General features: G+C 63.0%; 17 protein-coding genes. 7 read left to right on the forward strand and 10 right to left on the reverse strand.

The features are described 5' to 3' along the window. The first annotated feature begins 113 nt into the window (after window positions 1-113). Window positions 114-1,973 (forward strand): acetyl-CoA hydrolase/transferase C-terminal domain-containing protein, encoded by a 1,860-nt coding sequence (locus ACIPZB_RS01345; RefSeq protein ID WP_400638696.1) that lies wholly within the window; start codon window positions 114-116, stop codon window positions 1,971-1,973. A 120-nt stretch (window positions 1,974-2,093) separates the two neighbouring features. On the opposite strand, the gene ACIPZB_RS01350 is transcribed toward ACIPZB_RS01345, so the two are convergent. Both ACIPZB_RS01350 and rep read right to left on the reverse strand, forming a co-directional pair. Continuing rightward, window positions 2,094-2,666, reverse strand: coding sequence for a xanthine phosphoribosyltransferase (locus tag ACIPZB_RS01350; protein ID WP_008092892.1), 573 nt, complete (start codon window positions 2,664-2,666; stop codon window positions 2,094-2,096). A 71-nt stretch (window positions 2,667-2,737) separates the two neighbouring features. Then, a complete protein-coding gene (gene rep / locus ACIPZB_RS01355; protein WP_317660358.1) occupies window positions 2,738-4,747 on the reverse strand; it encodes a DNA helicase Rep in 2,010 nt (669 codons plus the stop codon). A gap of 295 nt (window positions 4,748-5,042) precedes the next feature. Between rep and ACIPZB_RS01360 the strand changes: the two genes are divergently transcribed. After that, window positions 5,043-6,710 carry a putative bifunctional diguanylate cyclase/phosphodiesterase gene (locus ACIPZB_RS01360; protein ID WP_400638697.1) on the forward strand — a complete coding sequence of 556 codons (1,668 nt, stop codon included), beginning with the start codon at window positions 5,043-5,045 and terminating at the stop codon, window positions 6,708-6,710. 99 nt (window positions 6,711-6,809) lie between these two features. Here ACIPZB_RS01360 and ACIPZB_RS01365 read toward each other — a convergent pair whose 3' ends face one another. After that, a complete protein-coding gene (locus ACIPZB_RS01365) occupies window positions 6,810-8,198 on the reverse strand; it encodes a NorM family multidrug efflux MATE transporter (RefSeq protein ID WP_008100441.1) in 1,389 nt (462 codons plus the stop codon). 156 nt (window positions 8,199-8,354) lie between these two features. On the opposite strand from ACIPZB_RS01365, the gene ACIPZB_RS01370 reads away from it, so the two are divergent. Further along, entirely contained in the window at window positions 8,355-9,281 is a 927-nt protein-coding gene (locus ACIPZB_RS01370; RefSeq protein WP_400638698.1) for a LysR substrate-binding domain-containing protein, read from the forward strand. 120 nt (window positions 9,282-9,401) lie between these two features. Here ACIPZB_RS01370 and ACIPZB_RS01375 read toward each other — a convergent pair whose 3' ends face one another. Continuing rightward, on the reverse strand, window positions 9,402-10,796 hold the full coding sequence (locus tag ACIPZB_RS01375) for a VOC family protein (RefSeq protein WP_400638699.1): 1,395 nt from the start codon (window positions 10,794-10,796) through the stop codon (window positions 9,402-9,404). A gap of 207 nt (window positions 10,797-11,003) precedes the next feature. Further along, window positions 11,004-11,894 (reverse strand): LysR family transcriptional regulator, encoded by an 891-nt coding sequence (locus tag ACIPZB_RS01380; RefSeq protein ID WP_400638700.1) that lies wholly within the window; start codon window positions 11,892-11,894, stop codon window positions 11,004-11,006. 136 nt (window positions 11,895-12,030) lie between these two features. Between ACIPZB_RS01380 and ACIPZB_RS01385 the strand changes: the two genes are divergently transcribed. Beyond that, window positions 12,031-13,521, forward strand: a complete 1,491-nt coding sequence (locus tag ACIPZB_RS01385) for an aldehyde dehydrogenase family protein (RefSeq protein ID WP_400638701.1) — start codon at window positions 12,031-12,033, stop codon at window positions 13,519-13,521. Between the two features lie 141 nt (window positions 13,522-13,662). Continuing rightward, window positions 13,663-14,949 (forward strand): NAD(P)/FAD-dependent oxidoreductase, encoded by a 1,287-nt coding sequence (locus ACIPZB_RS01390; RefSeq protein ID WP_400638702.1) that lies wholly within the window; start codon window positions 13,663-13,665, stop codon window positions 14,947-14,949. Between the two features lie 98 nt (window positions 14,950-15,047). Here ACIPZB_RS01390 and ACIPZB_RS01395 read toward each other — a convergent pair whose 3' ends face one another. The 5 genes from ACIPZB_RS01395 to ACIPZB_RS01415 all read right to left on the reverse strand — a co-directional run bounded on the left by ACIPZB_RS01395 (window position 15,048) and on the right by ACIPZB_RS01415 (window position 19,214). Continuing rightward, on the reverse strand, window positions 15,048-16,475 hold the full coding sequence (locus ACIPZB_RS01395; RefSeq protein ID WP_400638703.1) for a mechanosensitive ion channel domain-containing protein: 1,428 nt from the start codon (window positions 16,473-16,475) through the stop codon (window positions 15,048-15,050). 132 nt (window positions 16,476-16,607) lie between these two features. Continuing rightward, window positions 16,608-17,108 (reverse strand): outer membrane beta-barrel protein, encoded by a 501-nt coding sequence (locus tag ACIPZB_RS01400; RefSeq protein WP_400638704.1) that lies wholly within the window; start codon window positions 17,106-17,108, stop codon window positions 16,608-16,610. 40 nt (window positions 17,109-17,148) lie between these two features. Continuing rightward, a complete protein-coding gene (locus ACIPZB_RS01405; RefSeq protein ID WP_400638705.1) occupies window positions 17,149-17,832 on the reverse strand; it encodes a DUF3313 domain-containing protein in 684 nt (227 codons plus the stop codon). A 111-nt stretch (window positions 17,833-17,943) separates the two neighbouring features. Beyond that, window positions 17,944-18,423 carry a hypothetical protein gene (locus tag ACIPZB_RS01410; RefSeq protein WP_400638706.1) on the reverse strand — a complete coding sequence of 160 codons (480 nt, stop codon included), beginning with the start codon at window positions 18,421-18,423 and terminating at the stop codon, window positions 17,944-17,946. After that, complete coding sequence (locus ACIPZB_RS01415) at window positions 18,423-19,214, reverse strand: transcriptional regulator (RefSeq protein WP_400638707.1); 792 nt, start codon at window positions 19,212-19,214, stop codon at window positions 18,423-18,425. The genes ACIPZB_RS01410 and ACIPZB_RS01415 overlap by 1 nt, the downstream gene beginning before the upstream one ends. A 352-nt stretch (window positions 19,215-19,566) precedes the next feature. On the opposite strand from ACIPZB_RS01415, the gene ycaC reads away from it, so the two are divergent. After that, entirely contained in the window at window positions 19,567-20,196 is a 630-nt protein-coding gene (gene ycaC / locus ACIPZB_RS01420) for an isochorismate family cysteine hydrolase YcaC (protein WP_400638708.1), read from the forward strand. 117 nt (window positions 20,197-20,313) lie between these two features. Further along, window positions 20,314-20,604, forward strand: a complete 291-nt coding sequence (locus ACIPZB_RS01425; protein WP_400638709.1) for a hypothetical protein — start codon at window positions 20,314-20,316, stop codon at window positions 20,602-20,604. Window positions 20,605-20,797: the final 193 nt, after the last annotated feature.

Below are 20,797 nucleotides of genomic sequence, written 5' to 3' on the forward strand. Positions count from 1 at the left end.
GGCGGTGCAGTCCCTGTGGGAGCCGGCTTGCCGGCGATAAGGCCGGGACAGGCAACAAACCAGCCCCGCCATGTGTCCAACCCCTGAACCCGCGCAAGACTCAGGAGGCCCCGATGCATCTCTGTTCCATCGATCAGGCAGTCGAGCAAGTCCTGTCGCGCCTTCCAGCCCATATCCACATGGGCCTGCCGCTGGGCCTGGGCAAACCCAACGCCTTCGTCAACGCCCTCTACGCTCGGATACGCGAACTGCCCGAGCGTGAGCTGACGATCTACACCGCCCTCAGCCTCGGCCGCCCGCCGCTGGGCAACGGCCTGCAACGACGCTTCCTCCAGCCCTTCATCGAACGCGTGTTCGCCGACTACGAAGAACTCGACTACCTCGCGGACCTGCGCAACGACAGCCTGCCGCCAAACATCCGCGTCGAGCAGTTCTTCATGCAGCCCGGTAGCCTGCTGCACAGCGAATCCGCGCAGCAGGACTACGTCAGCAGCAACTACAGCCACGCGGCCCGCGACATCAATGCCAAGGGCCTGAACCTGGTCGCCCAGCTGGTCGCCGCCACGCCGGAAAAGCCCGTTCACCTGAGCCTGGCGTGCAATCCCGATATCACCCTCGACCTGCAGCCCATGATCGCCAAGCGCCGGGCTGCCGGTGAAACCATCCTCATGCTCGGCCAGGTCCACACCGAGCTGCCCTACATGCCCGGCGACGCGGAGCTGCCGATCGACGCGTTCGACCTGCTGATCGATGAAGCGGAGCAGCGGCGTCTGTTCTCTACCCCGAACATGCCGGTCACCACCCAGGACCATTGCATCGGCCTGCATGCCAGTACCCTGGTGCGCGACGGTGGCACCCTGCAGATCGGCATTGGTGCCATGGGCGATGCCGTCGCCGCCGCGCTGCTGGCGCGTCACGCAGACAACGCGGGTTACCGCGCATTGCTGGACGACCTGGAGGTAGCCCCGTGGCAGACACTGATTGCCCGGGAAGGCGGGCTGGAGCCCTTCGCCCAGGGCCTGTACGGCTGCAGCGAAATGTTCGTCAACGGTCTGCTGGCGCTGGCCGAGGCCGGCGTGGTGCGACGCCCGGCGGATGAGCAGGGCGTGCTGGTGCACGGTGGTTTCTTCCTCGGCCCGCAGGCGTTCTACCAGCGCCTGCGCGACATGCCGCTGGAGCAGCGGGCACAGTTCATGATGACGCGCATCAGCTTCATCAACGAGTTGTACGGGCAGGAAGAACTCAAGCGTCGTCAGCGCCGCGATGCCCGTTTCATCAATACGGTGTTCGGCATGACCCTGCTTGGCGCAGGGGTGGCCGACCAGCTCGAAGATGGGCATGTGCTCAGTGGTGTGGGCGGGCAGTACAACTTCGTCGCCCAGGGGCACGCGCTGGAGGGTGGGCGTTCGATCCTGCTGCTGCGCAGCTGGCGAGAGGCCGGCGGCGAGATGAGCTCCAACCTGTTCTGGCAATACGGCCACTGCACCATTCCCCGGCACCTGCGCGATATCGTGGTGACCGAGTACGGCATCGCCGACCTGCGCGGGCAGACTGACAGCGAGGTGATTGCGCGGTTGCTGGCGGTCAGTGACTCACGTTTTCAGAGTGAATTGATCGAGCAGGCCAAGAAGGCCGGCAAGTTGGCCAGAGACTTCGAATTGGATGGGCGATTCACTGACAACACGCCTGAGCGCTTGGAAGCCATTCGGGTAAGGCATGTACGGTTGTTCCCGGAATATCCGCTGGGGACGGATTTCACGGCAGAAGAGCGGGATCTGTTGCGGGCGCTGAACTGGTTGAAGAGCAAGTTCAAGCTGAGCGAGGTGCTGGAGCTGGGCAGGGCAGCCCTGGATGCGCCGGGGCCTGAAGGGTATCTGGCACAGCTGGCACGGATGCAGCTGGACGACCCGAAGGGCTTGAAGGAAGAGCTTTACCAGCGGTTGCTGCTGGCGGGGTTGGAGGCGACCCGATGAGGGTTGGGGCTGCTTTGCAGCCCATCGCTGGCAAGCCAGCTCCCACAGGGAAGGCACAAAGCTCAGGCTCTGTGTAACTCCTGTGGGAGCCGGCTTGCCGGCGATGAGGCCGCTACAGGCTCACTCGATGAAAGTGACCACGCCACCTTCCAGCGACTTCACCCGGGCCAGCGATTCAACGCGGTAGCCCTGGCTGTCCAGCTCGGCACGGCCGCCCTGGAACGACTTCTCGATGACGATACCCAGGCCGGCCACGGTGGCACCGGCCTGCTTGATGATCGAGATCAGCGCTTGCGACGCCTTGCCATTGGCCAGGAAGTCGTCGATCACCAGCACGCGGTCGCTGCTGTTGAGGTGGCGCGGCGAGATGGCCACGGTGTTCTCGGTCTGCTTGGTGAAGGAATACACCGTGGCAGTCAGCAGGTTCTCGGTCAGGGTCAGCGACTGGTGCTTGCGCGCGAAGATCACCGGTACGCCCAGCTTCAGGCCGGTCATCACTGCCGGGGCGATGCCCGAAGCTTCGATGGTGACAATCTTGGTCACGCCGGCGTCGGCGAACAGGCGGGCGAATTCGTCACCGATCAGCTGCATCAGCGCCGGGTCGATCTGGTGGTTGAGAAACGCGTCGACTTTGAGAACCTGATCGGAAAGCACGATGCCTTCTTCGCGAATCTTCTGCTGCAGTGCTTCCACTGTTGTTTCCTCGATGTAGCAAAGGTGGCCGCGTCCCGGAGGTAGCGGCAAAGTTAAAGAGTAATGGTTGATCAGCGTTTGAGCATTGCCCGGATATCGGCCAAGGCGTTGTTGCCTCGCGCGGCTTTCACTTCCACGGGCGCATCGTCCAGGCCTTCCCAGGCCAGGTCGTCCGGCGGCAGTTCGTCAAGGAACCGGCTGGGCGTGCAGTCGATGATTTCGCCGTACTGCTTGCGCTTGGCCGCGAAGGTGAAGGCCAGGGTCTGGCGCGCGCGGGTGATGCCCACGTAGGCCAGGCGGCGTTCTTCTTCGATGGTGTCGGCTTCGATGCTTGAGCGGTGGGGGAGGATTTCCTCCTCCATGCCCATGATGAATACATAAGGGAATTCCAGGCCCTTGGACGCGTGCAAGGTCATCATCTGCACGCCCTCGGCGTTTTCTTCCTCTTCCTGCTGACGCTCGAGCATGTCACGCAACACCAGCTTGCCGATGGCGTCCTCGATGGTCATGTCACCCTCTTCGTCCTTCTCGAGGGTGTTCTTCAGTGCTTCGACCAGGAACCAGACGTTGCTGATGCGAAACTCCGCCGCCTTGTCGCTGGCGGTCTGCTGGCGGATCCAGTTCTCGTAGTCGATGTCGCGGATCATCTCGTGCAGCGCGGCGATCGGGTCTTCCAGGGCGACCTTGTGGCGCACCCCGTCGAGCCAGTGCTTGAAGCGCTGCAGGCGCTCGGTGTAGCGGGCGTCCAGGTGTTCGCCCAGGCCCAGCTCCTCGCTGGCGGCGTACATCGAGACGCCGCGCTCGGTGGCGTAGTTGCCGAGCTTTTCCAGGGTGGTCGAGCCGATCTCGCGGCGCGGCACGTTGATGACCCGCAGGTAGGCGTTGTCGTCGTCCGGGTTGACCAGCAGGCGCAGGTAGGCCATCAGGTCCTTGACCTCCTGGCGGCCGAAGAAGCTGTTGCCGCCCGACAGGCGATAGGGCACCTGGTGGTGCTGCAGCTTCAATTCGATCAGCTTGGCCTGGTAGTTGCCCCGGTAGAGGATGGCGAAGTCGCTGTACGGGCGGTTGGTGCGCAGGTGCAGGGTGAGGATTTCCATGGCCACGCGTTCGGCCTCGGCTTCCTCGTTCTTGCAACGGATCACGCGGATCTCGTCGCCCACGCCCATTTCGCTCCACAGCTGCTTCTCGAACGCGTGCGGGTTGTTGGCGATCAGCACGTTGGCGCAGCGCAGGATGCGACTGGTCGAGCGGTAGTTCTGCTCGAGCATGACGATCTTCAGGGAGGGGTAGTCCTCCTTGAGCAGCATCAGGTTCTCTGGGCGGGCGCCCCGCCAGGCATAGATCGACTGGTCGTCGTCGCCTACCACGGTGAACTGGTTGCGCATGCCGATCAGCATCTTCACCAGCAGGTACTGGCTGGCGTTGGTGTCCTGGTATTCGTCCACCAGCAGGTAGCGCACGCGGTTCTGCCAGCGTTCGAGCACCTCGGGGTGCTCCTGGAACAGCTTGACCGGCTGCAGGATCAGGTCGTCGAAGTCCACCGCGTTGAACGCCTTGAGCGTGCGCTGGTAGTGGGTGTAGACGATGGCGGCGGTCTGCTCGCGCGGGTTGCGCGCCTTTTCCAGGGCTTCGGCCGGGAGAATCAGGTCGTTCTTCCAGGCACCGATCATGTTCTTGATCTCGTCGATGCCGTCGTCGCCGGAGTATTCCTTCTGCATGATGTCCGACAGCAGCGCCTTGATGTCGGACTCGTCGAAGATCGAGAAGCCTGGCTTGTAGCCCAGCTTGTCGTGCTCCTTGCGGATGATGTTCAGCCCCAGGTTGTGGAAGGTGCACACCGTCAGGCCACGGCCTTCGCCCGGGCGCAGCAGGGTCCCGACCCGCTCTTTCATCTCGCGCGCGGCCTTGTTGGTGAAGGTCATCGCCACGATGTACTGGGCGCGGATGCCGCAGTTCTGGATGAGGTGGGCAATCTTGCGCGTGATTACGCTGGTCTTGCCGGAGCCTGCACCGGCGAGCACCAAAAGAGGGCCGCCGACGTAGTCACGGGCTTCCTGTTGCCTGGGATTGAGTCGGGACATGCTAGAAACCGGGGGTCGCCAGAAAATAGCCGCGCATTCTAACAGGCATAGGGCGGTTGTGGCGCGACCGTCTGACGTCTGAGTCAACGTTTTCTGCACGCATATCATTAGTCAAACTAATGCTATTCATGGAAAAAATCGGATTTGCTGGAAGAGCGACTTTCGCGCAGGATGCACGTCGAAATGCGTCGGCGCGCTTGGGCAAGGGATCTGTCTAAAAGTGAAAATCATTTTCATTTATGCAGTAGCATACCCGACCTCCCCCGTGTCACCGACCCTGCCCTAAGGAGCCCGCTTGTCCACGCCTGTCGAACCTCTGCGTTTGCTGTTGTTGGCTGATGAGCCGGAATGGGCAGCCTTGTTGCGCGAGTGCCTGCTGCCGCTGGGCGACCTGGCGGTATTGCTGACCGCGCCGAACTGGGCAGCGGTCGATAGCCTGTTCAGCAATGACCGCCAGGCCGTGATCCTGGCGACGCCGGCCTTGCAGCCGGCGCCGGGGCGTTGCGACTTGCCGACCATCCTGCTGCTCGACCATGAACCTGCGCTACCGCCTACCGGCGTCAGCGACTGGTTGGTGCTTGACCAGCTCAATCCCGACGCCCTGCGCCGCTCCCTGCGCCATGTGCGTGAGCGCGGTGTGCTGGTCGACACCCTGCAGCGCCTGGCCGAACAAGACCCCCTCACCGGCATCGCCAACCGCCAGGGCTTTCAGGCCCTGCTGACGGCGCGCCTGGCCGAGAACGACGGCCGCGGTATTGCGCTTGGCCACCTGGACCTGGACAACTTCCGCCACGTCAATGATGCGCTTGGCCACCAGGGCGGCGATCGCCTGATCCTGCAGGTGGTGTCGCGGCTCAAGCAGCAGCTGGAAGCGGGCGATCAGCTGGCGCGCCTGGGCAGCGATGAATTCGCGTTGTTGATCGACACCCGTCGTGATGCCAACCGGGCCGAGTGGATCGCCGATCGGATCGTCGAGGCCTTGGCCGAGCCTTACTGGATCGACGGCGAAAGCCTGCTGCTCGGCTGCAGCCTGGGCATTGCCCATGCCCGCGCCCAGGGCGGCGCCGACCCGTTGATGTGGCATGCGCACATTGCCATGCGCCAGGCCAAGAGCAGCCAGGGCTGCACCTTCCATGTGTTCAACGAGCGGATCAACCGTAACGCCCGCAGCCTGGCGGACCTGGAAAGCGAACTGCGCCGGGCCTTGCGCCGCGATGAACTGGAGCTGCACTACCAGCCGCGGCTGAACCTGGCCGACGGGCGCATTGTCGGCCTGGAGGCTCTGGTGCGCTGGCGCCATGCCGAGCGCGGCCTGCTTCCGCCGAGTGAATTCGTACCGCTGGCCGAACAGAGCGGGTTGATCGTGCCGCTGGGCTACTGGGTCATCTCGCGGGCCCTGCGCGACATGCAGGCCCTGCGCGAGAGCGGTCTGGCGCCCTTGCACATGGCGGTGAACCTGAGCTTCCGCCAGTTCCAGGACAGCCAGCTGCTGGCGACCCTGAGCCGGCTGATCATCGAGCACGGTGTCGATGCCCGCTGGCTGGAATTCGAACTGACCGAAACGGCGGTGATGCGCCGCAACGAGCTGGTGCGCCAGACCATGGATGCCTTGGGGCGCCTGGGCGTGCGCTTCTCGCTGGACGACTTCGGTACCGGGTTCTCATCGTTCGTGCACCTGAACAGCTTGCCGATCACCTTGCTCAAGGTAGACCGCAGCTTCGTCGCCGAGATGGAGATGCGCGAGGAGAACCGCAAGCTGGTGCATGCCATGATCAACCTGGCGCACAACCTCAACCTGGAGGTGGTGGCCGAAGGTGTGGAGAGCCCGGAGCAACTGGCTTTGCTGCGCGGCTTTGGCTGTGATCAGGTGCAAGGGTTCCTGGTCAGCAAGCCGCTGCCGGTGGGGGAGCTGGTGGAGTATCTGCAGCAGGTGTCAGAGCGCAAGCTGGCAGGCGTCTGCTAGGGCCTATCGCCGGCAAGCCGGCTCCCACAGGTACAACACAGCCCTTGAGAGCGGTGGATTACCTGTGGGAGCCGGCTTGCCGACGATAGGGCCGTGACGTCAAACCGAGGCAGTCGCTCCAGCGGTAACGCCGGCCTTGCCCAGCATCCGCTTCATCCGCCATTCAAAGCCCAGGGTCAGCGCCACCGACGCACACGCCAGCCCCAACGCCAGCCCCCACCAAACGCCGACCGCACCGCCCCCCAGGGTAAAGGTGAACAGCCAGGCACTCGGCGCCCCGACCAGCCAGTAACAGCACAAGCCGATCAGGAACGTGGTCTTGGCATCTTTCAGCCCACGGATCGAGCCCATGGCGATGGTCTGCACGCCATCGAACAGTTCAAACCAGGCCGCCACCATCAGCAACTGCACCGCCAGCTGGAAGATCGCCGCGAACGCTGGGTCGTGGCGGTCGATGAACAACCCCACCAGCGCCTCCGGCAGCAGCCAGAACAAGGCAGCGAAGCCGAACATGATGCTCGCGCCGAAGCCGATCCCCACCCGCCCGGCGCTGCGCGCCGCCAGCAGGTTGCCGGCGCCGAAGTACAGCCCCACCCGCATGGTCACCGCATACGAAAGGCCCGTCGGTACCATGAAGGCGGTGGAGACGATCTGCAGGGCGATCTGGTGAGCCCCAAGCTCAGTGCTGCCGAGCACGCCCATGCACAGGGCGGCAAAGGCAAACAGGCCGACTTCCACCATGTAGGTGCCACCAATCGGCAGGCCCAGCCGCCACAGCTCGCGCAAGGCCGGCAGGGAAGGGCGCGACAGGCCCTTGCGCAGCGGGTAGGCGTCGTAGGCCGAGTGCCAGCGGATGTACAGCGCCAGGGCGATGGCCATGCCCATCGACACCACCGCCGTGACCATGCCGATGCCCATCAGGCCGAGTTTGGGCAGGCCGAACATGCCTTCGATCAGCGCATGGTTGAACAGGTAGTTGAGCACCGTCCCGACCAGGCTGATGATCATCACCGGCGTCGAGCGGCCCAGGGCGCTGGTGAAGCCACGCAGCGCCATGAAAGTCAGGTAGCCGGGCAGGGCCAGCGGCAGCAGGGTGAGGAATTCGGCGGCGGCGGCGACGTTGTCCGGCTGTTGGCCGAACAGCAGCAACACCGGTTCCAGGTTCCACAGCACCAGGGCTGCCACCAAGGCCAGGCCCCAGGCCAGCCACAGCCCGTTCTGCGCCAGACGGGTAGCACCTTCGATGTCATTGGCACCCTTGCGGATCGCCACCAGCGTACCGACTGCGGCGATCACACCCAGGCAGAAGATCGACACGAACGAATAGCCGGCCGCGCCAAGGCCGCCACCGGCCAGGGCTTGCGGGCTGATGCGGGCCATCATGAGGGTGTCGGTGAGCACCATCAGCATGTGCGCCAACTGCGAGGCGATCAGCGGCCCGGCCAGGCGCAGCAAAGCCTTGAGTTCTGTGGTGGGCGCGACGTGCATGGGGGGTGTCCTTGTGCCTGACTCGGTGAGCGAGGGTGGATTCTGAGGCTTTGGTCAACTTTGCACAAAAGGATAAAAGCGATAGTTGGCATGAGTTGGACTCATGCATATATGATTTTGGGCATTCCTCCCTTGCCCCCATATGCCAGGTGCCTCATGTCCCGTCAGCTCCCTCCGCTCTATGCGCTGCGTGCATTCGAGGCCGCCGCTCGGCTGAGCTCGTTCACCCGTGCCGGTGCTGAGCTGTCGATCACCCAGAGCGCGGTCAGCCGGCATATCCGTACCCTCGAAGACCATTTCGCCTGCCGCCTGTTCGTGCGCAGCGGCCGCAGCCTGCAGCTGACCGAAGCCGCGCGGGTGTTGTTGCCCGGTGTGCGTGAAGGCTTCGCTGCCCTGGAGCGCGCCTGCGATACCTTGCGCGGCGAAGATGACATCCTGCGCATGAAGGCGCCTTCGACCTTGACCATGCGTTGGTTGCTGGCGCGCCTGAGCCAGTTCCGGCACTTGCAGCCGGGCAATGAAGTGCAGCTGACCAGCGCCTGGATGGACGTCGACCATGTGGATTTCAACCAGGAGCCGTTCGATTGCGCGGTACTGCTCAGCGACGGCGTGTTTCCGCCGGAATGGGAAGTGCGCCGGTTGTTTTCCGAGCTGTTGATCCCGGTAGGGGCACCAGACCTGCTCAAGGATGGTCCGTGGGATGAACGTCGGTTGGCCGGCATCGAGCTGTTGCACCCGACCCCGGACAAGCGTGACTGGCGCGAATGGCTGGAACGCATGGGCCTGACCGATAAGGTTTCGCTCAAGGGTGGGCAGGTGTTCGACACCCTGGAGTTGGGCATGATCGCGGCGGCCCGTGGTTACGGGATTTCCATGGGTGACCTGCTGATGGTTGCCGAAGATGTGGCTCAGGGGCGCTTGAGCCTGCCTTGGCCGACGGCGGTGCCCAGTGGCATGGATTACTACCTGGTGTGGCCGCGGACCCGGCCGGGTGGGGAGCGGTTGCGGCGGTTGAGTGGGTTTCTGCAGGAAGAGGCGGCGGCGATGAACTTGCCGGATGTGCAGATACTGCCAGCTATTTGACTGTCTGGGCGGGCCCTATCGCCGGCAAGCCGGCTCCCACAGGTATTGCGGCGCTGCTTACCCTGTGGGAGCCGGCTTGCCGGCGATAGGGGCGCAAAGCGCCCCCGACAATCCTGAGCCTTACATCGCCCCCAGGTTCAACGCCTGCGCACACGCCTGCAACGACCGCCGCTCGCTCTGCGCATACAGCGCCAGCTCATCCTGCACCTGCAGCCCCAAGGCCGCCTCGAACGCATCGCGGTTGGCGTTGCTGCCATATTCCGCCTGGGCATCGTCACCCAGGTTGGACTGGAAGATGCCCGCCGCGCTTACCGGCAGGAAGTCTTCGTACACCAGTGCTTCGAAGTGCACATGGCCCGCGGCGATCAAGCCTTCCAGGCTGGTTGGGCGGTCCTGTTGGTCACGTGCGGCCCGGCCCTTCTCGGTGGCGAAGTAACGGAAGTAGGCCAAACCCTGTTCACGCATCTGCGCCAGGTCATCCGGGAATTCGGCAAAGTGTTCCTGCAGCAGCGCCATGTAACGCTCGGCGTTGGCTTCGGCCGGGGCGCCGCCGAGGGCTGCACGGGTGGCATCGAGCAGGCGGTCATACAGCTGGCGGCCTTTGGGTGTCAGTGCGGCGCCACGCTGCTCGATTTCGCCGAAGCGCGCGGTATGGCTGCCTTCGCTGCTGTGCTGGTCGCTGAAGGCGACCTTTTCCTGCAGCGCCTTGAAGCTGGTCTGGCGCAACAGGATGGGATGACGCCGGGTGGGCGGGCCTTCGACCACGGCCTTGGGCGGGATGCCCTTGGCTGGCATGCCGAGCTGGATTGCGTCGATATCCAGGGTGCGTGGGGTCAGGTGGTTGATGTGCGGGCCTTTGAACGCCACCACGTCGGCGATCAGGCGGTGCTGGTCGTGCAGCTGCTGGTACTGCTCGGCAGTGACGGTGGCGTCATGGTGCCAACGGAAGGTGTGCAGGGCTTCCTGTACGAAAGCCTCGGCATCCGTGGCGTTCAAGCCACCGTCGCGTTCGCACTGGGCAATCAGTTCGAGGGCGCGGGCAGTGAAGATCTTGCGCTTGGCCAGGATAGCGTGCGCCAGCTCGCGAAGTTGCGGGTTGTCGATCAGCTCCAGGCGCAGCAGCGAGGTGAACACGCGGAACGGGCTGACATGCAATGACTGTTCATGCACGGCGCGGAAGGCCGTGGAGTGCACCGGGACGCCGGCGGAGCTGAGGTCGTAGTAGCCGACCGGCTGCATGCCCATGACCGCGAACAGGCGGGCGATGGTGGCCAGCTCCTCGGCGGTGCCGACGCGGATGGCGCCATGGCGCTCCTGATCGAGCCGCTCGATTTCGCCGGTCCAGCGTAGCGCTTCGGCCACCTTTGGCTGCTGGGCCATGACCTGCTGGTTGATTTCGCTCACCAGCTCCAGCAGCGTGCCGTACAGCGGCACTTCCTGTTTGTACATGAGCGACATGGCGGCAGAGAACTGCGCGCGGATGCTGTCGGGGCTGACGAAATCGTGGGCGGGCATCGCTAGCTTCCTGGTTGGGTTCGGACGCTTACATGAAAGCGGGGAATGCACTATGGCCACAAGCGAAAAAAAGTGGGCCTGTCATTCCTTTTTTGATCGACCTTGAGGGCCCCATCGCCGGCAAGCCGGCTCCCACAGGGTTCACCACGGCTCCCTATGTGGGAGCCGGCTTGCCGGCGATTGGGCCGCAAAGCGGCCCCTGCACCCTCAAGCCTCAAGCTGCTCGCGAATCCACCCCACCAACGCCCGCACCTTGGGCACCTCCGCCGCATGCTCGGCATAGGCCAGGTAATGCGCCCCAGCACTGTTCATCGCATGATTCCAAGGAATGACCAGGCTTCCTTCGTTCAACTCCTTGGCCACCAGATAGCGCGGCACCAGCGCCACCCCGCAGCCAGCTTGCGCCGCGCTCAAGGCCATGTAGAAGGTATCGAACCGCGGCCCGTGGTAAGCGCTGACGCTGTGCAAGTCCAACTCCAGGAACCACTCATGCCAGGCCTCAGGCCGCGAGGTGCTTTGCAACAGCACCAGCTCGGCCAGCTCCCCGGCATCCTTGAGCTCACGCCCGGCCAGCAGCTCCGGCGCGCACACCGGCACCACCTCTTCGCGGAACAGCTCAAGGCAGGTCGCCCCCGGCCAGGTGCCCTGCCCATAGAAGAACACCACATCCGCCGAACCCTGCAGCAGGGCAAACGGCTCCATCTCGTTGCGGATGTCCAGGTGAATGTTCGTGTGGCGCTTGCCAAAGCCCTTGAGGTGCGGGATCAACCAACGCACGCCGAAACTCGGTTGGGTGGCTACCTTCAATATCTCGGTCTGCTCACCGTAGGTCAGTACGTAGCGGCTGGACATGTCCACCTGGGTCAGGATCTTGTTGACCTCGGCCAGGTACAGGCTGCCCGCCGGCGTCAGCTGCAGGCGTCGGCGGATGCGCAGGAACAGGTGGTGGCGCAGCATGTCTTCAAGCTGCGCCACCTGCTTGCTGACCGCGCTCTGGGTCAGGTGCAGTTCTTCGGCGGCGCGGGTAAAGCTCAGGTGGCGGGCTGCAGCTTCGAAACACTGCAGGGCGGTCATGGAGGGCACCAGGCGTTTGGACATAGCGGTCTCTGTGGCTCGAATCATTACCTGACGGAATGATATGCGGAATAAAGGTCGTTTGTTGCACTGGTGTGATCGGATTAATACTGATCCACATCATTTTTCCACCCCATCACCCGATGTAGGAGAAGCACAAATGGTTGCTGGATTGCTCGAGCGCCTTGGCGTTGCCGCCACGGCTTACACCCAGGGCGACTACCCTGTTCACACGCCGATCGACGGCAGCCAGATCGCCTCGGTGAAACTGCTCGGCAAGGCCGAGACCACCGCCCGCATCGATCAGGCCCAAAGCGCGTTCGAAGCCTGGCGCAGTGTGCCGGCTCCGCGCCGTGGCGAGCTGGTACGTCTGTTCGGCGAAGTGCTGCGTGAGCACAAGGCCGACCTCGGCGAGCTGGTGTCCATCGAAGCCGGCAAGATCACCCAGGAAGGCCTGGGCGAAGTGCAGGAAATGATCGACATCTGCGACTTCGCCGTCGGCCTGTCGCGCCAGCTGTACGGCCTGACCATCGCCTCCGAGCGCCCGGGCCACCACATGCGTGAAACCTGGCACCCGCTGGGCGTGGTCGGCGTGATCAGCGCCTTCAACTTCCCGGTAGCCGTCTGGGCGTGGAACACCGCCCTGGCCCTGGTGGCTGGCAACTCGGTGGTGTGGAAGCCATCGGAGAAGACCCCGCTGACCGCCCTGGCTTGCCAGGCACTGTTCGAAAAAGCCCTGAAAGCCTTCGGCGATGCCCCGGCAGGCCTGGCGCAGCTGGTGATCGGCGGGCGTGAAGCCGGTGAGGCGATGGTCGACGACCCACGCGTGCCGCTGGTCAGCGCCACCGGCAGCACCCGCATGGGCCGTGAAGTAGGCCCGCGCGTGGCCGCCCGCTTCGGCCGCAGCATCCTCGAACTGGGCGGCAACAACGCCATGATCCTGGCCCCGAGCGCCGACCTGGACCTGGCCGTTCGCGGCATCCTGTTCTCCGCCGTCGGCACCGCCGGCCAACGCTGCACCACGCTGCGCCGTCTGATCGTGCACCGCTCGATCAAGGACGAAGTGGTTGCCCGCGTGAAAGCCGCCTACGCCAAGGTGCGCATCGGCGACCCACGCAAGGACAACCTGGTCGGCCCGCTGATCGACAAGCAATCGTTCGACGCCATGCAGGGCGCCCTGGCCAAGGCCCGCGACGAAGGCGGCCAGGTATTCGGTGGCGAGCGTCAGCTGGCTGAGCAGTACCCGAACGCCTTCTACGTGTCGCCGGCCATCGCCGAGATGCCTGCGCAAAGCGACGTGGTTCGTCACGAAACCTTCGCGCCGATCCTCTACGTGCTGGGCTACGACGACTTCGAAGAAGCACTGCGCCTGAACAACGAAGTGCCGCAAGGCCTGTCGTCGTGCATCTTCACCACCGACCTGCGCGAAGCGGAACGCTTCCAGAGCGCTTCGGGCAGCGACTGCGGCATCGCCAACGTCAACATCGGTACCAGCGGCGCCGAAATCGGCGGTGCATTCGGTGGCGAGAAGGAAACCGGCGGGGGTCGTGAATCCGGTTCGGATGCCTGGAAAGGTTACATGCGTCGCCAGACCAACACCGTGAACTACTCGCGCGAGCTGCCGCTGGCGCAGGGTATCGTGTTCGACTGATGATCGCAGGCGGGGGCTTTGCCCCCGTTTCGCCGGCAAGCCGGCTCCCACAGGGTTCGGTGCGATCCTTGTGGGAGCCGGCTTGCCGGCGATAGGGCCGCACAGTGGCCCCAACAAGAACAACACTGCTGGAGCCGGGCCATGTCCGAACTGCGTCAACAATGCTTGTGGGAATTCGTCAGCCAACCGACCGTCGCCACCCAGGCCCTGGCCGGTGAGCACAAGGCCGATGTCTGTGTCATCGGCGGCGGCATTACCGGCCTGTCGGCGGCCATCCACCTGCTCGAACAGGGCAAGTCGGTGATTCTGCTGGAGGCTTGGAAAATCGGCCACGGCGGCTCCGGACGCAACGTCGGCCTGGTCAACGCCGGCACCTGGATCCGCCCCGACGACGTCGAGGCGACCTTGGGCCAGAAGCAGGGCAGTCGCCTGAACAAAGTGCTTGGCGATGCCCCAGGCGAAGTCTTCGCCATGATCGAGCGTCTGGGCATCGACTGCCAGGCTCAGCACAAAGGCACCCTGCACATGGCGCACAACGCCACCGGCATTGCCGACCTCGAAGCCCGCCATGAACAGTGGCGCCGCCGCGGTGCCGACGTGGAGCTGCTGACCGGCGCCCAATGCCAGGAATACTGCGGTACCGACAAGATTTCCGCCGCGCTGCTCGACCGTCGCGCCGGCACCATCAACCCCATGGGTTACACCCAGGGCCTGGCTTCAGCCGTAGCCCGCCTGGGCGGCAAGCTGTTCCAGCAATCTTCGGTCGAGGGCCTGGAGCGTGACGGCGACGCCTGGCGGGTGAAGACCGCACGCGGTTCGGTGCGCGCCGACAAGGTGGTGATCTCCACCGGTGCCTATACCGAAGGCGACTGGAGCAACCTGCAGAAGCAGTTCTTCCGGGGTTACTACTACCAGGTGGCCTCCAAGCCGCTGCACGGCGCGGCCGCCGACAAGGTGCTGCCGCACGGCCAGGGCTCGTGGGATACCCGCACGGTGCTCAGCAGCATTCGGCGCGACGATCAGGGTCGCCTGTTGCTGGGCAGCCTTGGCCGGGTCGATAACAAGCCGGCGTGGTTCGTGCGCAGCTGGGCTGATCGTATCCAGAGCCATTACTACCCGGAGCTGGGCAAGGTCGAGTGGGAGATGCACTGGACCGGTTGCATCGACTTCACCCCTGACCACCTGATGCGCCTGTTCGAACCGGCGCCGGGCCTGGTGGCCGTGACTGGCTATAACGGGCGAGGCAACACCACGGGCACCGTGATCGGGCGCGCCTTTGCCGAGTTCCTGCTCAAGGGCGAGGCGGACAGCCTGCCGATTCCGTTCTCGCCGATGACGGGCGTCAGTGCACCTTCGTTGCGCACTGCGTTCTATGAGTCCGGGTTCTCGCTGTACCACGCGGGGCAATGCCTGAGGGTTGTGCTGTAACCGCGGGCCCTATCGCCGGCAAGCCGGCTCCCACAGGGTTCGGTGCGGTCCTTGTGGGAGCCGGCTTGCCGGCGATAGGGCCAGTCCAGACATTCAAGCTACTTGTGCAACCAACTGAGGAAGCCGCCTTTCTTGATCGCGGTCGGTTTCTGCAGCAACAGTGACTCCCGGCTCTGGCGCCTGAACCGCTGCAACTTGTTCAGCGCCGCCTGCACCTCGCCCCGTTGCACCAGGCAACTGCGCACCTGCTCCTTTTCAATGCGGTACAGCACGCATCCTGTCAGCGTGCGGAACTCGGCGAACGAATCATCCTCGTCGAGGATGCCCTCGATCCCCAACACCTCGCCCGGCCCCATGCGGCCCGCTTCCAGCAGCTTGTCGCCATCACGCACCGAGGCCGACACCACGCCACTGCCGATCACCAGCAAGTGGTCGGACTGCTCGCCAACGCCCAGGATCACCTGGTCGGCCAAGTACTCCACGGCGGTCATACGCTGGCTCAACGCGTCTCGCTCCTGCTCGGTCAGCGAGCGGAACACCCGCACCTCATCCAGCACTTCGCGCTGACGGCTGCGTGGCGGCAGGGCCAGATCGACGTTCCACATCACGCCGCTGGCCTCGAGGTGCCGATGGGCCAGGTCGAACAGCTGGTTGCGCGCTTCACCCTTGGCGCCCATGTCGGCGACGAAGCCGCTGGCTTCGTACTCCACCGACTCCAGTGTCGAGGCCTTGACCGTGACCTTGGGCTTGGGTGTGACAAGAATCGCGCTGGTGCCCTGCAAGGCTTTTTCCAGTGCATCGAAGACCCGCCTGGGGCGTACCTTGGCCGGCACCACCACGCTGATCGATACCCCGTGCACGTCGGCCGGGCGGCTGTGGTTGAGCAAACGGGCCTTGGCCGCCACCGAGTTGGGGATCACCGCCAGGCTGCCACTGCCCGTGAGCAGGCGCGTGGCGCGCCAGTCGATGTCCAGCACCTTGCCTTCGGTGCCGTCGATGGAGATCGAGTCACCGATCTGGTACGGCCGCGTGGTGTTCAGCACGATGCCGCTGAAGACGTCGGCCAGGGTGCTTTGCAGCGCCAGGCCGATGACGATGGCCATCACCCCTGATGTAGCCAGCAGGCCCTTGACCGGCAGTTGCATCACGTACCCCGCGGCAGCTACCACCGCGGCCAGGAAGATCAACGCCCCCAGCACATCCTGTAATAGCCTCCCGCCATGACTGCCACGTGCGCCCAGCAGCAGGCCGAAGACCACCGTCACCGTGCGTGCGCCAAACAGCCACCAGCCGATCGCCAGCACGGTGGCCATCAGGTTGCGTGACACATCGTCGGGCCATGGCGGTGGTTGCAATGGGCTCATGCCGGCGGCAATCAATACCCAACTGAACAGCAGGAAGCACGCAACCCGCGCGCCGATACGCCAAGCCCGGCGCTGGACCGGGATGAGTTGCCAGAGGATCAGGTCGAGCAGGATCAGGCAGGTGCCGATCAGCAAGGGGGAGTGCTGGAGGAGTGCGAACATGCGCGTCTCGTCACGGTGGGCTGTAGCTAGTAAAGAGCAGGTTCGCTGCAATTACTACTGGCTTGGCGTGTGACACGCAGAGGGTGAGGCGGGGGGAAGCGGCTCGCTGTGCAAACAGGAGCCGCAAGGGCATCAGAACATGAAGTAGACGCTGGCGCTGGTCTGGTCCAGATCGATGTCACCCACTTTGAGGACTTCCTGCTCCAGGCGCACGCCCAGGTTGCGCAGAATGTCCACCTCGACACCCAGCCCGTAGGTCATGTCCAGGTCGCTGCTGTCGCCAGCGATGTCGTGGTCGGCATCCCAGGCATGCACACCCATGCTGCCAAACACGCGCACACGTTTACCGATCGGCATGCCCAGGTGAGCGGCAGCCTGTACCGAGTGGCCATCGAAGTTACCTTCGTCGCCGCCAAAGTGGCCCAGGTCGACCCAAGCACCTTCGAAGGACAGGTAAGGGTTCAGGCGGTAGCCGACAAACGCTTTATAGGCATTGTCGTCATCGCTGATCTGGTGCTCATCGATTTCAACCCTGGTCACACCACCGCCAACGTAGAAACCACGGTCATCGGCGAAGGCGTTGAAAGTGCTGAACATGCACAGGGCAGCAAGAAGCGGTTTTGCGAATTTCATCAGTCATCCATTGGCTTTGAGTAATGAGGAGATGGCCCGGTCAGGCCGGTTTCTTAGGCTGGAACTCCCGGTCCAGGCGTTCCCGAATCTGCTGCGCAGCGCTATCCAGGGCGGGATAGATGTCCTCGACGACCGGCGCCGCGGACTGTTCGATGTTCTTGCCGTCGGCGCGGTCCAGTGCGCGGCCAAGCATCTCGCCTGTCTGGCTGTCGCTGACTTCGCTCTGGAAGAACAGGTACAGGGTTTCATCGCGAACCCCGGTGGCATGCAGGGAGAGGCCGATCAACATGCCGATGGGAATGTATTCGGTGACACTGGGATCACGCGGCGCGCGTTTGATATTGGCAATCGAAACGTTGAGCGTGAGGGCCTTGGCCGTGGGCTTGTCTACTACGCGATAACCGGCGCCGGTGAGTTGCTGTTCCAGCTGACGACGGAAGTGCGAGCGCAACTGGTTGGCATCGCCTTCGAACTTGGCCAGTCGTGGATCGTCACTGTCGAGGGAAAAGGTTTTCGGCAAATTGATGAACACGACCTTGTCATGCTTTGCAGAAAACGGTGCAGCGGACGATTTCCAGGCGACTGCCTTGTCATCGTGTTCGATGACCTGCAGTGAAGTGCTGGCTTGTTCCGTTGTGGTTAGCTCGGTGTCGATGCTGGGTGCCATCGAGCAGCCGACCAACGTTAGCGAGAGTAAAAAAGCAGCGAGCAGTTTGAACGGCATGATGATTCCTGTAGACGTCACGTTGAGGTGACTGGCGTCTCCCCAACTTGCGCTGCGGGTGAAGAAAACAGGAATCAAAAATTGTCATTTGTGCTTGGCGGCTGCCGCAGATCACCGGTGGTTCATGCAGCGCAGGCGATCCACCTCGAGGATGTAGTAGCACAGCGCGTCACCGCGGGTGGGTACCACCACCAGGTTCAAAATCGAGCCCAGGCGGAAATACTGGCGGGAAAAAAGCAGATCCGAATGGCGACTGACGTCGAACAGCTGCTCCTCGCTGCTGGCTTGAATATCTTCGACCTTTATTTTTATTCGCCAGCGTGAGGCTTCAACCAGTGACGCGCCCACGGCAATATGCCGTTCCTTGTCACCCAGGCGCTCAAGCATGCTGAGGACTGCACTGGGTTCACTGATCGTCAGCCTTTCCTTGAAGTCCAGGATGTCGCCACCCATGAAGTGATGGCCTTGGGATCGATAGGGCTGACTGTTTTCGTAGGGCACGGACCGGGTCATGAACAATGCCGCCAGGCAGGTCGCAACGATCACCGTGATAATGAGTGCATGTCGCCATGCCGCGTGATGCTGGCTCATCATTCACCCCCTAGACACTTGCCAAACATGCTGATGAGCCGCTCCTCGCTAAAGGCAAACTCCAAGTTGTAGGCCTTCCCGGATTTCTGAATACAGGACAGATTGGTGCGCGAGCCGGTACGGCTGACAAACACCTCGCCTTGCAACTGATGTGACCAAATACCTGAACTCAAAACATCGGCCTTGAGTGCGTCTACTTCTTGTTTGCTTTTACCAACAGCAGTGATTGATAATTCACCTTGTTTGATCGCGGCGACTTCCACGTCATGCGGCAGTTGATGCGCGGCATACAGTTGCCATACGGTAAAGCCTGCAAACGCCGCTGCTGCCAGATAGCCAATTCGAACCCATTTACCCTGGCGTTGCCTGTCAGCCGGCTGGCCGAGCGCTACGGGTGTGTTCGAGGGGGAGGCAGTGCTCGACGGCTCGGCTGATGGCCCTGTTTCGTCGGCGGGTGCCGCCAGTTGATCGCTGTTGAAGCGATAGCCGCGTCGCGGCACGGTGATCAGCAGGTCGTGATCCTTGTTATCGCCAAGGATGTTCCTGAGCATGAAGATGGACTGATTGAGGCTGCCTGCCGAGACGACCCGATCATCCCAGGCGAATGCCATGATGGCCTCGCGCGAGCAAACGGCCCCAGGTTCAAGCAGCAGCAGTTCGAGTATCCGGGCGTCCGCTCGGGCCAGGGTTATTTCTTCTGGCGGGCTATCTGAGTGGTTAATGAGTAGCGTGTAGCGGTCAGGATCGAACTCCACAAGGGCGCTATTTTTTAATCGAAAATAGTAGCTCATGAAACACTTCGCGCGTTGTGAAAATAGCGGGCCATTATAGGGATGATAACTAATGGTGCAACTCGACGAAGCGTACTTGTATTGGGCGGTTTGAATTAATAAACTATTGGGGCTCAATTATTTCAAAGTTGAAATATATTGTCGGCTTCTGAATATTCCGCACTACGCAGCGAAAGGCTCCTCCTTTGACTGCGAAGCTCCTGTGCCTGGTCAGCGCTCGGCGATCGTTCAGAAAATAGAACGCTTGAGTCGAATTTCGCCATCTACCGCTCCAAAGGTGATGATTTTAATGTGTGTCCATCAACGCGAAACACCCCACACACATTGAGTCACCCCTTCAGGAGCTACGCCCATGACCTCGTTCAAATACAACCGCCTGAACAAAGACGACGCCGCTGTGCTGCTGGTCGACCACCAGGCTGGCTTGCTGTCCCTGGTTCGTGACATCGAGCCGGATGCATTCAAGAACAACGTGCTGGCGCTGGCCGACCTGGCCAAGTTCTTCAACCTGCCGACCATCCTCACCACCAGCTTCGAGCAAGGTCCGAACGGCCCGCTGGTTCCGGAGTTGAAAGCGCTGTTCCCGGATGCGCCGTACATCGCTCGCCCTGGCCAGATCAACGCCTGGGACAACGAAGACTTCGTCAAGGCAGTGAAAGCCACCGGCAAGAAGCAGCTGATCATCGCCGGAGTTGTGACCGAAGTGTGCGTGGCGTTCCCGGCCCTGTCGGCGCTGGAAGAAGAGTTCGAGGTGTTCGTGGTGGCCGATGCGTCCGGTACCTTCAACGCCATGACCCGCGACGCGGCCCATGACCGCATGAGCCAGGCCGGCGCGCAGATGATGACCTGGTTCGGCGTGGCCTGTGAGCTGCACCGTGACTGGCGCAACGACGTCGAGGGGCTGGCGGCGCTGTGCTCCAACCACATCCCGGATTACCGCAACCTGATCACCAGCTACAACGCCTTCAACGCCGGTAAATAAGCCGAAACGCCCAGGGCACCGACCGTCGGTGCCCGCCAGGCGCAGCACACTTATCCACACCTGGGCCCGTCCGCCGTTGCACGGTGGATGCGGGCATGCTCATCCCAAGGAACGCCGATGAACACTGCATTCCATGACGACCGTAACGTGGTGACTCAGGTCATCCAGCACAAGGTTCGCGCCAATTCGCAGCCCCCGCGCTGGAAACAGGCCGTGCTGACCTACCTGGTGATCTGCCCGATGACCCTGATCATCCCGCAGCTGTTGGCACCGCTGTTCGTGCGCTTCCCGCAAATCGGCGGAACGATCACCAGCAACCTGATCGTCAACCTGTTCGTCATCCTGCCCGTGGTGTTCTTCATCATGCCTTGGGTAACCCGCCGCTGCGCCAGCTGGCTGCGGAGCTGAGCTACCGTTCATGGCAGCACGACTGCTGTGTGTTGCTAGGCTTCAACCGCCCCACCGCAAATCAATCCAACGCCATGCTTGAACCGGCATGCGCTGCAGTTGCGCCTGCGCCGCTGCACCCAGACGGAGAAGACCATGTCCCAGGACCCCAATGACAACAGCCGTCGCCAGTTCCTCGCCGCCAGCACCGTGC

It is taken from the genome of Pseudomonas sp. NPDC089396 (genome assembly GCF_044749545.1).
Classification (GTDB): Bacteria; Pseudomonadota; Gammaproteobacteria; order Pseudomonadales; family Pseudomonadaceae; genus Aquipseudomonas.